The following is a 15,416-nucleotide window of genomic DNA, read 5'->3' as shown; positions in this document are numbered from 1 at the left end:
AAATAAATACAGTTTTAATTTAGAGAGGAAGGTAATTGATGAACTACAAAGAAAAATGGGATATGGAGAGTATATTTCCTGGTGGAAGTGGATCTGAAGCTTTCCAAAAACGATTATCAGAAGTAAGAGATAGTATTACAGCTTTTTCTCACGAACTCGATAATTGGGAGCTGGACGAACATTCAAATGATTTTACGTCACTGAAAGGAATCTTACAAAACTATGAAAAAATTTCAAACGCGCTTGGTGAGATGGGGAGTTTTGCGAATGGTTTAGTATCTGCAGATGTTACCGATCAAAAAGCAATGCAGAATTTAAATGCGGTTGCGAACTTACGTAAAGACCTCTCATCACAGAATATTATTTTAAATAAAAAGATCAGTGCACTGACTGAAGATCAATTTAGCAAGCTGTTAGAGGAAGATTTCTTTAAACCGATGCATTTCCCGTTAGAAGAAATACGACAAAAAGAAAAAGATTTACTATCAACTCAAGAAGAAACAATCATCAATCATTTGTCACTAGACGGCTTACAGGGCTGGAATAATATGTACAATCAACTCGTCGCTTCTATTCAAATTCCGGTAACTGAAGATAATGAAACCGTTTATTATTCAGCCGGTCAATTTGAAAACAAGATGAAGTCAGAAGAAAATCCAAAACATCGTGAAAAACTTTTAAAAACTTGGGAAGAAACATGGAAGAAAAAAGCTGATTTATTCTCTACAACGCTAAATCATTTATCAGGATTCCGTTTAAACGACTATGAACTTCACGACTATAAAGATTATATGAAAGTACCACTAGACTACAACCGTATGGAAGAAGAAACACTCGATACGATGTGGGATACTATTACAAAAAATAAAGCACCTTTCAAAAAATACTTTGAACGAAAGGCGCAATTAATTGGTGTTGATCAATTAGGATGGCTCGATGTTACAGCAAGTGTTGACGTAGGTGATTATACGAGCAAGCGGTATACTTACAATGAAGCAGCAACGTTTATTATCGATAACTTTAAATCATTCAGTCCAAAAATGGCAGAGATGGCACATCGAGCTTTTGAAGAGCAGTGGATTGAAGCGGAAGATCGTCCAGGAAAACGTCCAGGTGGATACTGTTCAAATCTTCCTGAATCTAAACAGTCACGTATTTTTATGACGTTTGCCGGTAGCACAAGCAACGTGTCAACACTCGCACATGAACTCGGACACGCATTCCATAGTTATGTCCTGCGTGATTTACCACTATTTAACCAACGTTACGCAATGAACGTTGCAGAAACAGCTTCTACATTTGCAGAACTTGTCGTTTCAAATGCAACGATTGAAAATGCAACGTCCAATGCAGAAAAAATCAACTTACTAGATGAAAAAATTGCTAGAAGTGCGACTTTCATGATGAATATCCATGCACGCTATATCTTTGAACGCAATTTATATGATGAACGCCAACAAGGAACTGTAGACAGCAACAGACTGCAAGAACTGATGGAAGAAGCACAAAAAGAAGCCTATCAAGATGCACTTCGTTCATACCATCCAATGTTCTGGGCAACAAAGTTACATTTTCATATTACAGGCGTACCATTCTATAACTTCCCTTATACATTTGGATACTTTTTCAGCTTAGGTATATACAACCGTTTCTTAGAAGACGATACGTTACTTGAAGATGACTATATTGCACTTCTTCGCGATACTGCGAGCATGACTACTGAAGACCTTGCTGAAAAGCACTTAAATGTTGACCTGAGAAAACCAGACTTCTGGCAGGAAGCACTGGATTCAGTGCATAAAGATATTGAAGAATTTTTAGAGCTAACAGAATCATATGTTTAATTTATAAATGATAAGCCCATCTATAAGCTGACACCATGAATTTAAAAAATAGTTTTAGATAACTTCTAAGGTTTGAGTTCGGTAGAATACCGAGCTCAAATCTTATATATATCATGATAATATTATTAAATAGTTTTCTTGTTATCAATACCTATATATTAAAAAGTATGAATTAGTCAATGTTATTTCATTGTATCCATGTATTCAATGAATAAATGTAGACCCCCCCGTTTCTGCTTATTTAGGGCGATTGTAATTTCATCATATTACAATCGACTGTTTATGGAATTATGAGTATTACTTGGCAAACAAGTTACGTCCACAAATTATTTCATCAGTTGAAGCCAAAGTTGCCTCATAGATCATTTTGTTACGCTTATTCATCAAGGACTTCCCCAATAACATCGGTTGAATACTCTAATTGTAACCCAAGGCTTCACTAATCGCTAAATCACTATCGTATCACCAGAGTGTAAAATTGGAAGTCTCCTAGCGCCACTAATTTAGATGACCTAAATTATAGGGATTTACCATGCCATTCATAACCTGTTTACTTTATGATAATATCTTCATTAAGCATCTGAAACACAGGAGGAATAATATGGATATACAACACATGGTCTATTTTGTTGAAGTTGTAAAACAAGGAAGTATGACTAAAGCATCGGAAAAACTATTTATCGCCCAACCTACTATCAGTAAAACGATTAAAAACTTAGAGGATGAATTGCAATTAATTTTATTTGATCGAAGCAAAAAAAGTTTAAAACTAACAGATGCAGGTAAAATCTTTTTTGAACAATGTAATGAAATTGTAAATTTATACAAAGACTTACCAGTTGTGATGGATAATTTACTTGGGGTTAAAACTGGACATCTCAAAATTGGTCTTTCTCCAATTATGAATGTTAAGAAACTCATAAAAATTTTAGCCGATTTTCATAATTGCTATCCCAATATCACTTATGAGCTTATCGAAAATGGTGGAAAAACAATAGAGCAAAGTATTCAAATTGATGAACTCGATGTTGGAATTACTGCTTTACCTGTTGATGATCGTCTTTTTCAATCCTTTCCATTTTACGAAGAAGAATTAAAACTTGTTGTAAATAAAAATCACCCTTTAGCAGATAAAGAAAAAGTGTCTTTAATACAACTAGAAAATGAAGGCTTTATATTATTTAACGAAAATTTTTATCTGAACGACATAATAACTGACTCTTGTAAACGCGCGGGCTTTATACCTCATATTGTTTCGAAAATTTCTCAGTGGAATTCTATTGAACAAATGATTATTGCACAAATTGGTATTGGTATCCTTCCTAAAAGTATTATTGAAATGCTAAGTGACGATGTTCGAAGCGTTAGTATCGAGTCGCCATCTATTGTATGGCAACTTGGTGTGATATGGAAAAACAATAAATACATGAATTTTGTCACTAAAGAATGGCTTCACTTTATGCAAAAACAGCTGGATTCAAAATAGAAGATATCGCTTACATAGATAAACGTAATATCTATTATGACAAACCACTATTTTTGTAATAACATGTTCCGTCTTATAATGAGTATGTAAACAAAACGAGGGAGGAAGAATTAAGGATTTTTTAGAAGCAAAAGACAATAAGGAATGAAGCCGAATGTTATTTAAGTTTTTTAGAATTCTGTCACAGATTTCCATAATATTTTTAATCACCGCGTTAGGTAATAAGATACAAAGTGTGTTACACATACCAATTGCCGGAAGTATTGTAGGGTTAGCGACTTTCTTTTTATTACTTCAATTCAAAGTGATACCTGAAAGATGGGTTCAAGAAGGGGCTAATATATTATTAGGTACAATGGCTCTCTTTTTCATTCCCTCTATAGTTGGAGGTATGAACATCATTGAACAAATCAACCTTAATTACTTAATATTTATCGCTTTAATCATATTAGGTACATGTATTGTTGCGTTAGCATCTGGTTATTTGGCCGAAAAAATGGTGCAAAAATGGACACCTAACGAAAAGCATGATTCACCATGATTTTAACGGGCTTTATGATGGTTATTTTAACAATATGTATGTATGTCATTGCATGCTATATCCAGAACAAATTCAACTATTCCATACTGAACCCGGCACTGATTGCATCACTGGCAATCATCTTCATTTTAATTATATGCGGCCTTGATTATAAAGATTATATGATTGGCGGCCAATGGATTTCCAAATTTTTAGACTGTACCGTTGTATGTCTAGCTTACCCATTATATAAATATCGACATATGATAATGCGTAATCTTAAAGTCATAATGACCAGTGTGGTATTTGGTATTTTACTTAATTTTATCATTATCTATTTCGTTATGAATTTATTTGGATTTTCAAAACAAATGATTGTTACATTGCTGCCGCGTTCCATTACGACAGCAGTTGGAATTCAAGTATCCCACCAAATGGGAGGATTAGAAACACTTAGCATTATCTTTATTATAGCAACCGGATTAATAGGGAGCATATTAGGTTCTTCTTTAATAAAGATAGGTAACTTCCAAAGCTCAATTGCCAAAGGATTAACTTATGGTAATGCATCCCACGCCTTTGGTACCGCAAAAGCACTTGAACTGGATTTAGAGTCTGGTGCTTTTAGTTCAATTGGTATGATACTCACTGCCGTTTTAAGCTCAATATTTTTGCCTTTTATCATCACATTATTCTATTAATTCCTTGTTGAAGTAATTTTAAATAACGGTAGTGCACGTTAATCCCTTGATGCATAATTGAATACGCAAATTGGCACACTAAATCAAGAAAAATAAAGGAGTAAATGTATGTATGCCTAAAAAAATCAAAGCAAATCACGCATTAATCTCAGCCTTGAAAGCATGGGATATTGATCATGTATACGGAATTCCAGGAGATTCCATTGATGCGGTCGTTGATGGATTAAAAGTTGTAGAAGATGAAATTGATTTTTATCATGTTAGACATGAAGAAGTAGCAAGTCTGGCCGCCTCCAGTTTCACAAAACTGACTGGTAAAATCGGTGTGGCATTAAGTATCGGGGGCCCTGGAGCTATCCACTTAATAAATGGAATGTATGATGCAAAACTGGACAACATCCCTCAATGGGGAAGATAATGTAAAACTTTTAGAGAAACGATTTGAAGCACTTTCCAACCATCCATTGTTTCAAGAGATGGAGTTTTCTGACGACCCAGAAAGAATAAAAGAATGGATTCCTTTGATAATGGAAGGCCGTGCACCAGAAGAGTATATAGCAGCAACAAAAGTCGCTTCTGGAACAGATGTTAATTTTGGAGCACTGACACGCAAATTGTTCGAAAACTTAGAGAATCAAAATAATGTGGATATCCATTATAATCATTCAGTAGATGATATCAAACGTATGGAAAACGGGTCATGGGAAGTGAAAGTGCACAATTTCGAAGACGATATGCTTGAATACCATACTGCGAATTTCGTTTTTATCGGCGCTGGTGGAGGTGCCTTACCTTTACTGCAAAAAACGGAGATTCCCGAAAGCAAGCATATCGGCGGATTCCCGATAAGTGGTGAATTCTTGGTTTGTAGCAATCCGGAGGTTGTAGATCAACATCATGTAAAAGTATACGGCAAAGAACCTGTGGGCACTCCGCCTATGACTGTGCCGCATATTGATCGACGATACATCCAAGGCAAAAAAACATTACTATTCGGACCGTTTGCTGGTTTTTCGCCTAAATTTCTAAAGACCGGCTCATATATGGATTTATTGGGCTCTATTAAACCAAATAATGTCATCACCATGCTGGCAGCAGGCGCTAAGAATATTCCATTGACCAAATATCTCGTCCAACAGCTGATGTTGTCAAAAGAACAACGTATTGAAGCGTTGCGAGATTTTGTTCCGAATGCTAAAAGTGAAGACTGGGATCTCGTGGTAGCTGGACAACGCGTACAGGTGATTAAGGATACGGAGGCTGATGGCAAAGGTACAGTTCAATTTGGTACGGAAGTGATCCATTCAAAAGACGGTTCAATGGCTGCATTGTTGGGCGCTTCGCCAGGTGCATCGACTTCCGTTTCGATTATGTTGGATGCCATCCAAAAATGTTTCCCACAATATTTAAAAGAGTGGGAGCCGAAAATTAAAGAAATGATTCCTTCTTACGGTGAGTCACTGGCGGAGAATCCAGAACTACTTCATGCGGTTTATGCTTCAAGCTCACTAACACTTGGTTTAGTGGATAAGAAGAATGAAAAGTAACCACTGTATAATTGAAAAACTTGTATGTAAAAGAAAGCACAATTTGCCTTTTTGACAGATTTATGCTTTCTTACTTTTTCTGCTGGGAAAGTCCTGTTATTTCCCTGGATTCCTTTACTGTGCCAACGTAGCTTAGTTTATATGCACCTTTCATTCTAATTATGCGAGCATTTACCATTGTTCCTTAACTAGCTGAAAGAATCTATTCCACGAACTGGTTCGGATTTGGAACTGCCACACTACTACTTTGCCAACTTAATTATATCAGATATTTCATAAACCATCTGACCTCACTTTATTTATCAAACTTCGTTCCTTTTAATAAATCTGCAAATGGGTTATTAATTGGTTCAGCTTCTTTATCTTGCTTCCTTAAATACTTCTGTACGCTACGTTTATCCATTTTATTCCCCTTTTCTTTTTTTCGACGAGTTTCAAAGGAAGACAACTTTTCACGATAGCCGCATTTACATGCAAAGATTTGTCCTTTTCTTTCGCCACGTAGTTCCATTTTCTTTTTACATTGAGGGCAGCGAGCGTTTGTTATACGTGACACGTTTTTACGATGTCCACATTCACGATCTTGACATACTAGCATTTTACCTTTTTTACCATTCACTTCAAGCATCGGCTTACCGCAATCAGGGCACGATTTTGTTGAGATATTGTCGTGCTTGTATTTTTTATTGCTTGCTTTAATTTCGGCAACGATTTCTTTTGTGTGCTCTTTCATTTCATTAATGAACACATCTTTTTTTAATTTATATCTATTTATGATAATTTTCTGGTTACCACATGTGCGTATTGTATCTTAACACGCACTACTTGTGATATGCTTCAACGTATCAGTTTATGGTGCGAATTTTACTTTACTACCTTAATAATCAATCTAATTTTATAACTGCCGGTTCAATATTGAAATGCAGCACAGCCCTAGCCCCCATAAATTTTATTTCGTATGGCATCTTAGTAATTTGATACTGAAATTTAGATTTTGCTTTATCAAAATATTTCACTTTAATTATTAAATAGTTATTATATGAAAATGGTTTTCCGTCTCTCATTTTATATGAAGCATGTATAAATTCTTTTAATATGAACGAGGGTAACTCTACTTTTATAACTTCATCCGATCTAATGTAGTTAAATTTTAATTTAGATGTGAAATATTCTTGGAAATTCTTTATTACAGGTTGCATAGGAAATCCTAATGTTATAAAAGCAGGATTGTCATCTGCATCTTGAAAAAACTTTTTTTTATTTTTGTTTAGGTCTTGTCCCAATTCTAATTCGACTAGATTAATTTGTAATACTGATAAATTTTGAAGAACGAAGTAATGTGATTCTATTATTTCTTCAAATTGGGTAGAATCATAATTCAATGATATTTCTTCAAATCTAGAGCTGAGTCCTAAAATCGCAGATTCTTTATTTTTTAAATAATTAAATTGTGATATCGCAATAAATAGCGAGCCTAAAGCTGCTACTGCAGAAAAAAATGCCGCAATTATAGACCAGTCGAAACTGGAAAGCTCCCATTCTGAAACACCACCAAAAGTTATGTGTTCTGATAACGTCATCATGTATTCCAACACTGTAAAACATCCACCAATCATTATTCTTTATCAATTCCTTCATATTATAGTTAGACGATTTCTTCACTTTAACTACGCATTACAGAATAAGTATAGCATTCTGTATTTCAAGTATGTATTATAAAAAAAGACTCAAAAGTATATAAAGGAGTAAACCGTTATGCATTTTAAATATCATGAAACTCATCCATATAAAAATTTTCTTGAGTACCTTAACATCACTGAAGCAGCAAGTTTTATAGTAGATTACTTTGACCTTGTTGAAACTGTAGAATTTGATAACACAATATTAGTTACGTCCAATAAGAGAGTATTACAATATACGGACTTAAAAGAAACCCATAATACACTGAGTAGTAGCGATTTCTTACATCGAGTTATACATAGATATACCAGTGCACTCCCGATACTATTAGTGAAGAACAATGTAAAATTTACAGCCATTTTTTTACGCCTTGGTGAGAATTAATGTATATAGATATAATTATAGGCGCCGTTATATCACTTGTTATGTATTCTTTCGGTTTATATGTTTACAAAACTAATAATTTGAATATAATCGCATCTATAGACACTTCTGATATTCCTAAAGAAACATGGCCGATAATTGCTAAACTATTTTATAAAATATCGATAGTAGTTTCTTTTACATTATTTGTCTTATATGTTTCTTTTTCGTTCAGCTATTTTTTAACACTTATAGCAATCATTCTTTTATTTTTGGAATTGATATATTTCTATGTGAAATTCAAGAGTATTACAAAATAAATTGTATAAAATCAAATGAATTATCAATTAATACACTGATTTTTTCACTTCTAAAATTGTATATGTTTAGAAGAGAGGTTGGAACTACTGACAACCTCTCTTTTTCTGCTTTTTCGATTGGTAATCTTCTCATTACTTTTTGATTAAATTACCATAATTCCTTATAACATTATTAACGATAAGACATTTCAGATTACCTTACTTAAAAGTACTTGAAAACCGCATCATTTATGATACGCTTCATTCCTCAATATCTTATTCACCCTGAACAGCTGCTCAAGCAGCATCACTTTCATCATTTGGTGCGGGTAGGTGAGGGCACCGAAACTGATTTCCTGATTGCTTCTTTTTTTCACAGTGTCGCCAATCCCATTGCTCCCGCCGATCACGAATACTACATCACTTTTACCGATATTCATCCACCGCTGGTATTCATTCGCCAGTTTCTCACTCGTATATTCCTTACCGTTAATTTCCATCGTTACGACATGCTGTGTGTCTTTTATTTTCGATAAAATTCTCTCAGCTTCTTTATCTTTTATCTGCTCTAAATCTTTCTCGCTCGCATTATTCGGCTCTTTCTCATCCGCAACTTCAATCAGCTCTATTTTTGCATATTTACTAATTCTTTTCTGATACTCTTTTACAGCATCCAGCCAATATTTTTCCTTCAATTTTCCCACAGTGATTACTGTCAGTTTCATTTATTCCACACCCATTTATTAAGTCTTTTTTTCAATTATACATAACTGTGGACAATTTCGTATATATCATGCAATTTTATAAGTTATACACGGGTTATCCACAGGCTGTTGATAACTTTTCTACCATAACCCCCATGATTACGCACTTTTTTTGGGTTTACTACTGCATATTTTATGTATTTTCCATGTTTCAACATACTTATCCACGTTTTTCTCTAACTTTCCCACAGTTTATCACCATTCCTGTGGACAACTTGTTAACAGCCATTAAAAAAGACCAAATTGCGCCGTTTTTCTCACAATTTGGTCTAATTATTATACTTGATAAATTTCGGTCGGCACGGCCTTATCTGTATCGCATATCATTATATCGCTGTGCGTATCGATATCGTACTGATTCAAAATCTGTTCCACACTCATTCTCGCGAGTTCTTTAATGTTATTATCCAGACTCAGGTGGCCTAAATAAATGCGTTTTGTATTGTTAGTAATAACGTCTTTCATCGCGTGTGCAGCGTCTTCGTTTGATACGTGACCGACGTCTGACAGAATACGCTGTTTTGTATTCCAGGGATAACGGCCCATTCTGAGCATATCCACATCGTGGTTTGATTCAAACAGAAAGACGTCACTTTCTTTAATGATACCTTTCATCGTGTCGGAAACATAACCTGTATCCGTAATCAGTGATATTTTTTTATCGTTTTGTGAAAATGTATAAAACTGCGGATCAATCGCATCGTGCGATACGTTGAATGACTGAACGTTCATGCCAAGTATATCTTGTTCTTCCAGCGGGTTGAAATGGAATTTCTGCGCTGAATTAATGATGATATCTTTACGCTCAATGGCTTCCCATGTTTTCGCATTGGCATATATAGGTATATCGTATTTCTTTGCAATCACTTTTAAGCCTTTAATATGGTCTACATGTTCATGTGTAATGAATATAGCATTGATATCCTGGAGTGATTTACCTATTTGATTGAGCGTTTCATCAGTTTTTTTACATGACAGTCCAACGTCTACAAGTACACTTCCCTTATCCGTTTCAATGAATGTACTGTTGCCTGTTGAGCCGCTTGCTAATACGCTCATCTTCATTTCTTTCACTCTCTTTCAATAATATCTTCTGTCTGACTGATCGCATCGACGTACAGTATACGTTCGACGTTTTCGTCAGTAATTTCAAATTGCCATTTCGGGCGCATCATAATCTGATCTTCTTCTTCCAGAATGATGTAATAGCCGAGTGTTGCGCTGTTGATAACGGCGTCTTCTGTAATATTTTCCTGCAGATAAAGTTCTTCCACGATAACTTTAGGATGACGCACATTTTGTTCAACTGAATAGTCACTTGCTTCGATGTTTTCAACATAACCCTGAGTCATGCTCGCTGATTCTTCACTGAAGTACAGACGGGCTGCTTCATGGCTGAAGATTGGATAGTCTTCATAATGCTGGTTAAAAATCAGCGTTTCCGGATCACTCATTACTTCATCATAATGGTATTCTTCGCCTCTGTAAATCGAATTGTTTTTATAAGTATTTAATCCTTCCGGTGCAAAGGTGACACCATCTTCTATAGGCACGGTCAGTTCTGTTTCTTCATCTGACGTATCTGCTTCATCTTCCAATGCGGCGGGTTCACCGACGATAATTTGCATCTGCACGGTTTCAAATGATTCGAGTGCGCTCGTATCGATATTCGTTTCCGACAGTGCATTGGTCGATTCCGACAGTTCTCTGACTTCATCGTTTGATTCGTTATACAAAATATAAATCAGGACGAAATTCATCAGCAGAAAGGCTGCAACAAACAGGGATTTTGTTAATTTCCAATCCATCAGGACAGCCCTCCTTCATTGAATTTCATCCAGGCACCGTCGTATTTAACGTACCACTGCGGTGTATAATCGATAAACTCCAAATCCGTTTCATCGTCTGCAAAAGTCATATCGTATCCGAGAACGATTTTAGATACTTTCTGCAGATCAAAGTTATCGTGCAGTGCAATTTGATAGCGCACATTTTCGATATCGAGCAGTTCGACTTCTTCTTCATCCGATACTTTCGCATTGGTACGAATCAGCGGGCGCGTATATTCGTAGACTGAGTTTTCGCCGTACTTAACAGTAATCGACGTACTGAGATTTTCACTGAACACGACGCGTCCATTTAATGTAGACCGGAAAGTCGCTGCATTTTCATTGCCGTTATAATCAAACAGCACGTTATTTTGCGACAGGCCATTATGCGAATTCAGGAAGAAATATATATCCTGCAGGGTCTGGTGATTTCTGCCGCTAGAAGCGGATGACTCATTTAAATTAGTATAACTGTACTCATAAGTAGAGTTATTATATGTCGCGATTTGGTTTTCATCTTCGTAAATCGATACTTCATCTGATGACGGGCTGGCCGCCGGTGGATCTGAGAATAAAATCCGGTTCATTACATCAGTATTCATCTGGTTAATCATAAATCGTTCAGTATTAACAGTTCCGGGTGATGATGGTCCGTATATCGCCGTCATATTATTCGATGTTCTCTGATTAGTAATAATCGGTGTATAGGCTTCGAACGTATCGCTGTAATCTTCAACTAAACCTTGTAAAAAGCCGGCATCAATATCCGTCTCCACGACGGCGACTCTCGAGCGGTCTTCATCCAGTAAATTAAAGACGACGTGACCTTCTTTCATATCCACGACTATCCGGTCAAATTCAAAGGCAGGCAAGGTCGTATCATAGGCGAGACCAAGCATTTGAAACAGAGATTTAGACGGCAGGCCGGAGTAGTAATCGATCAGCAGAAATTCTTCTTCGCCTGATTCCTCACCTCTGACGTTTAAACGGTTAATACTGTTATAAACGTTCATACTCGTTACGTTAGAGCCGTCGAGATGTTCTCTGATACCAATTAAGGCTCTAGGGTCTGTCGTGCCTCTCGTGTTGTTTTCACCCTGAATCCAGACGAGCTGGTAGGTGCTCATCACTTTTTCGAAAGTGACCCGCTCACCCTGACTGATATTCGTCGTCCCTTCAAGTGACGTATCGATTTGAGAAAACTCCGGTTCGTAGCTCCAGACCAGGTAAGTCAGCACCGCACTGGAGGCGACGAGCACGATTAACAGGATGGATTTCAGCCATTCTTTATACATCCCACTCATCCTCCTCTATCACTTCACAAGGTAAGTTGATAAAGACCGTCGTCCCTTCGTTTTCTACACTGTTCGCCCATATTTTACCGTTATGTGCCTCGATAATTTCTTTTGAAATCGCGAGACCAAGACCCGTGCCGCCCATTTTGCGCGCGCGGCCTTTATCGACACGGTAAAATCTGTCAAAAATGCGATCCACTTTGTTATTTGGAATTCCGAGACCGTAGTCTTTAATGCGAATGGTCATGCGATTGTAAAGTGTATTTTGTTTCAGATGAATATCGACACGCTTAGGATCACCGTGCTGATACTTAATCGCGTTCGACAGTACGTTATCCAGCACTTGTCCCATCTTATCGACTGAAATATCGGTAAATATGGGCGCATCCGGTATGTGGCGTGTAAACACAACTTCATCTTTGTGTGTCATTTCAAAACGGTCGATCACGCGGTTGATGAACAATTTAAAATCGACGACTTCTTTTTGTATTTCTTCTGCATCGTTATCCATGCGAGACAGCTGCAGCAGATCCTCGACGAGACGGCCCATGCGGTCAGTCTCATCACGCGTCACACTGAGGAATTTCGGCGCAATTTCTTCATCCTGCCATGCTCCGTCCTGCAGTGCTTCAATATAACTTCTCATAGACGTCAGAGGCGTTCTTAATTCATGAGATACATTCGCAACGAATTCGCGGCGCTCTGCATCGATACGTTCCTGTTCTGTAACGTCATGCAGTACAGCAATATAACCGTTGATAAATCCGGTATCTGTAACGATTGTCGAGAAGTTTACACGGAGCGTTGTAACGTCATCTCCCGAGTCGATAAAGATTAAATGACTGTCATTTGCTTCCTGGATAATATCTTCTAAATTCAGTTCTTCACCGAGGCGGAGCAGGTCCAGCATATTTTTACCATGCAGATCATCAGACTGCGTACGGAGGTTCAGCATACCGACTGCCATTTCATTGACGATGCGGATGCGGCCTCTGCGGTCCGTGGCAATAATACCGTCGGACATATGCGTAATAACGGAGTCGAGACGTTTTTTCTCGCTTTCTGTATTGGCCTGAGCTTCCTGAACTTTTTTAGACAGTATATTAAAGCTGCCGGCAAGCTGGCCGATTTCATCATCGCTGTATATTTGTACGCGGGATGTATAATCCCCTTCGGACATTAAAAGGGCCTGGTTTCTCATATCCGTAATCGGCTTCGTAATTGTACGCGCGACAAAGATACCGAGAATACTCGTAATGACAAGTGAGAAGAGGGTCGCAATGATAAATGTATTATTAATCGCTTCGAGCTGAGCATAGATACTCTCAACATTTGATTCAACGTAAATAACACCGGCGACTTCATCACTGACGACGACCGGCTGGTTTAAAATCCAGACACGCTGATTATCTTTGTCCACATTGACAAAGATTTCGTCGTTGGCGATGCCGGATTGCAGTGCATCCCGGGTCATCGGTTCATTGATTCGGGAGCCGACGAGGGATTCATTAGAAATCCTGCTTGTCCCGACAAGTATGTTATCTGCATTAATATAACGAATCTCTTCAATTTCCGGACGATTGCCGTAATCCGCAAGCAGACTTTGAATATCCGAATGCATCTGCTCGCGGTCATCTCCCGATTCCTGGAAAATCTCTTTAATGCGAGTATCGATTAAAGTGACTTGAGAATCGATATTATTTTTAAAATTTCCTGTCAGATCGCGCTCCAAGCTATTGGTAAAATACAAACCAATAATCTGCATACCGATAATAATCAGGAGCATGTAAATCATGACTAATTTAAATTGGAGAGATTGCAGATTTTTTAAAAACTGCTTCATCTAGTCATCACCTTTAATGTAGTAGCCGACACCGCGGCGTGTCATAATATATTCCGGGTGACTCGGATCATCTTCAATTTTTTCTCTCAAACGGCGCACTGTTACGTCCACTGTCCGCACATCACCAAAATAATCGTAGCCCCATACTGTTTCCAGCAGATGCTCACGAGTCATCACCTGTGATTTATGTCTGGCAAGATATAAAAACAGTTCAAATTCACGATGCGTTAAATCGATATCTTTACCGAATTTTTTAATCGCATAAGAGTCGGGGATAACAGTAATATCCCGAATATATATATTTTTATCTTCCGGTTCTTCTTTTGCAGTCACCGTATTATTACGGCGTAAATTCACTTTCACACGCGCAATTAATTCACGTGTTGAGAAAGGTTTTGTAACGTAATCATCTGCACCCAGTTCAAGACCGAGTACTTTATCGATTTCGGAATCTTTGGCAGTCAGCATTATAATCGGCATATCATGTTTCTTCCGAACTTCACGGCAGACTTCCATACCATCGATGCCCGGCAGCATAATATCCAATAGAACAAGATCCGGCACTATATCCAGTATCAGTTCCAATGCATCATTACCGTCGTATGCGCAATGTACCTCGTATCCTTCTTTTTGCAAGTTAAATTCAAGAATATCTGCAATTGGTTTTTCATCATCAACAACAACTATTTTCTTGGCCATTTTAGATGTCCCTCATTTCCGGTATACATTATTGTGTACGTAAACTTATCCATCTTTAAATGTATCACTTTTCAGACAAATAAAAAAGTCTGCCAGCATAAATGCTGGAGACTTTAATCAGACGGTCCCGACGGGAATCGAACCCGCGATCTCCTGCGTGACAGGCAGGCATGTTAACCGCTACACCACGGGACCAGTTTATATGCAATTGTATATTTTTAAAAAAAGTGACCCGTACGGGACTCGAACCCGTGTTACCGCCGTGAAAGGGCGGTGTCTTAACCGCTTGACCAACGGGCCATGGTAATCATGTGTGAATTGCACAAGATTTATTATAACATGAGTGGAATTTTTAATACAACACTTTTTTAGAGGGATTGTGGAAAATTTGGTGAGGGGTGAGGAGATTAGCTGCTTGCGGCCGCATGAGTGGGGCACAAGCGGATGATAAACAGTTTGCGACCGCATGAACGAGGCACAAGCGGATGATAAACAGTTTGCGGCCGCATGAACGAGGCACAAGCGGATGATAAACAGTTTGCGACC

12 protein-coding genes, 2 tRNA genes and 2 pseudogenes are annotated in these 15,416 nt (G+C 37.5%); 6 read left to right on the top strand and 10 right to left on the bottom strand.

The window, feature by feature from the left end:
* The first annotated feature begins 38 nt into the window (after window positions 1-38).
* From IEU81_RS06985 to IEU81_RS06960, 6 genes and pseudogenes are all read left to right on the top strand, one after another.
* Window positions 39-1,844, top strand: a complete 1,806-nt coding sequence (locus tag IEU81_RS06985; protein WP_186089583.1) for a M3 family oligoendopeptidase — start codon at window positions 39-41, stop codon at window positions 1,842-1,844.
* Between the two features lie 601 nt (window positions 1,845-2,445).
* A complete protein-coding gene (cidR, locus tag IEU81_RS06980) occupies window positions 2,446-3,330 on the top strand; it encodes a cidABC operon transcriptional activator CidR (protein WP_010529476.1) in 885 nt (294 codons plus the stop codon).
* A 154-nt stretch (window positions 3,331-3,484) separates the two neighbouring features.
* Complete coding sequence (locus tag IEU81_RS06975; RefSeq protein ID WP_026867301.1) at window positions 3,485-3,871, top strand: CidA/LrgA family protein; 387 nt, start codon at window positions 3,485-3,487, stop codon at window positions 3,869-3,871.
* Window positions 3,868-4,551, top strand: coding sequence for an LrgB family protein (locus IEU81_RS06970; protein ID WP_186089584.1), 684 nt, complete (start codon window positions 3,868-3,870; stop codon window positions 4,549-4,551). Before IEU81_RS06975 ends, IEU81_RS06970 begins: the two co-directional genes overlap by 4 nt.
* Window positions 4,552-4,663: 112 nt before the next feature.
* A pseudogene (locus tag IEU81_RS11115) lies at window positions 4,664-4,957 on the top strand (thiamine pyrophosphate-binding protein); the annotation flags it as partial.
* Window positions 4,932-6,098, top strand: a complete 1,167-nt coding sequence (locus IEU81_RS06960) for a malate:quinone oxidoreductase (RefSeq protein WP_373867776.1) — start codon at window positions 4,932-4,934, stop codon at window positions 6,096-6,098. The pseudogene IEU81_RS11115 and the gene IEU81_RS06960, both read left to right, overlap by 26 nt.
* A 295-nt stretch (window positions 6,099-6,393) precedes the next feature.
* Here the strand turns inward: IEU81_RS06960 and IEU81_RS06955 are convergent.
* The 10 genes and pseudogenes from IEU81_RS06955 to IEU81_RS06910 all read right to left on the bottom strand — a co-directional run.
* Window positions 6,394-6,873, bottom strand: a pseudogene (locus IEU81_RS06955) (DNA topoisomerase III); the annotation flags it as partial.
* A gap of 109 nt (window positions 6,874-6,982) precedes the next feature.
* Window positions 6,983-7,678 (bottom strand): hypothetical protein, encoded by a 696-nt coding sequence (locus IEU81_RS06950; RefSeq protein ID WP_188352525.1) that lies wholly within the window; start codon window positions 7,676-7,678, stop codon window positions 6,983-6,985.
* A gap of 1,007 nt (window positions 7,679-8,685) precedes the next feature.
* Window positions 8,686-9,165 carry a 23S rRNA (pseudouridine(1915)-N(3))-methyltransferase RlmH gene (rlmH, locus tag IEU81_RS06945; protein WP_092597432.1) on the bottom strand — a complete coding sequence of 160 codons (480 nt, stop codon included), beginning with the start codon at window positions 9,163-9,165 and terminating at the stop codon, window positions 8,686-8,688.
* Between the two features lie 315 nt (window positions 9,166-9,480).
* A complete protein-coding gene (locus tag IEU81_RS06940) occupies window positions 9,481-10,269 on the bottom strand; it encodes an MBL fold metallo-hydrolase (protein WP_092597437.1) in 789 nt (262 codons plus the stop codon).
* Window positions 10,270-10,274: 5 nt separating this feature from the next.
* Window positions 10,275-11,012 (bottom strand): two-component system regulatory protein YycI, encoded by a 738-nt coding sequence (gene yycI, locus IEU81_RS06935; RefSeq protein WP_092597440.1) that lies wholly within the window; start codon window positions 11,010-11,012, stop codon window positions 10,275-10,277.
* A complete protein-coding gene (locus IEU81_RS06930) occupies window positions 11,012-12,328 on the bottom strand; it encodes a YycH family regulatory protein (protein ID WP_186089588.1) in 1,317 nt (438 codons plus the stop codon). The genes yycI and IEU81_RS06930 overlap by 1 nt, the downstream gene beginning before the upstream one ends.
* Window positions 12,321-14,171 carry a cell wall metabolism sensor histidine kinase WalK gene (walK, locus tag IEU81_RS06925; protein WP_186089590.1) on the bottom strand — a complete coding sequence of 617 codons (1,851 nt, stop codon included), beginning with the start codon at window positions 14,169-14,171 and terminating at the stop codon, window positions 12,321-12,323. Before walK ends, IEU81_RS06930 begins: the two co-directional genes overlap by 8 nt.
* The gene (gene yycF, locus IEU81_RS06920; protein ID WP_092597449.1) at window positions 14,172-14,870 is read right to left on the bottom strand and encodes a response regulator YycF; all 699 of its coding nucleotides are present in this window, start codon (window positions 14,868-14,870) and stop codon (window positions 14,172-14,174) included.
* 122 nt (window positions 14,871-14,992) lie between these two features.
* Window positions 14,993-15,065, bottom strand: a tRNA-Asp gene (locus IEU81_RS06915).
* A 33-nt stretch (window positions 15,066-15,098) separates the two neighbouring features.
* A tRNA-Glu gene (locus IEU81_RS06910) sits at window positions 15,099-15,170 on the bottom strand.
* Window positions 15,171-15,416 lie beyond the last annotated feature (246 nt).

The sequence above is a fragment of the Jeotgalicoccus aerolatus genome, assembly GCF_014635205.1.
GTDB classification, from domain to species: domain Bacteria; phylum Bacillota; class Bacilli; order Staphylococcales; family Salinicoccaceae; genus Jeotgalicoccus; species Jeotgalicoccus aerolatus.
This window is presented reverse-complemented; position numbering and strand designations above follow the sequence as displayed.

What these genes read in the sequence shown, in the direction of transcription:
- IEU81_RS06985 (WP_186089583.1), top strand. Translation starts at nt 39, where the DNA reads ATGAACTACAAAGAAAAATGGGATATGGAGAGTATATTTCCTGGTGGA.
- cidR (WP_010529476.1), top strand. Translation starts at nt 2,446, where the DNA reads ATGGATATACAACACATGGTCTATTTTGTTGAAGTTGTAAAACAAGGA.
- IEU81_RS06975 (WP_026867301.1), top strand. Translation starts at nt 3,485, where the DNA reads ATGTTATTTAAGTTTTTTAGAATTCTGTCACAGATTTCCATAATATTT.
- IEU81_RS06970 (WP_186089584.1), top strand. Translation starts at nt 3,868, where the DNA reads ATGATTTTAACGGGCTTTATGATGGTTATTTTAACAATATGTATGTAT.
- IEU81_RS06960 (WP_373867776.1), top strand. Translation starts at nt 4,932, where the DNA reads ATGCAAAACTGGACAACATCCCTCAATGGGGAAGATAATGTAAAACTT.
- IEU81_RS06950 (WP_188352525.1), bottom strand. Translation starts at nt 7,678, where the DNA reads ATGACGTTATCAGAACACATAACTTTTGGTGGTGTTTCAGAATGGGAG.
- rlmH (WP_092597432.1), bottom strand. Translation starts at nt 9,165, where the DNA reads ATGAAACTGACAGTAATCACTGTGGGAAAATTGAAGGAAAAATATTGG.
- IEU81_RS06940 (WP_092597437.1), bottom strand. Translation starts at nt 10,269, where the DNA reads ATGAAGATGAGCGTATTAGCAAGCGGCTCAACAGGCAACAGTACATTC.
- yycI (WP_092597440.1), bottom strand. Translation starts at nt 11,012, where the DNA reads ATGGATTGGAAATTAACAAAATCCCTGTTTGTTGCAGCCTTTCTGCTG.
- IEU81_RS06930 (WP_186089588.1), bottom strand. Translation starts at nt 12,328, where the DNA reads ATGTATAAAGAATGGCTGAAATCCATCCTGTTAATCGTGCTCGTCGCC.
- walK (WP_186089590.1), bottom strand. Translation starts at nt 14,171, where the DNA reads ATGAAGCAGTTTTTAAAAAATCTGCAATCTCTCCAATTTAAATTAGTC.
- yycF (WP_092597449.1), bottom strand. Translation starts at nt 14,870, where the DNA reads ATGGCCAAGAAAATAGTTGTTGTTGATGATGAAAAACCAATTGCAGAT.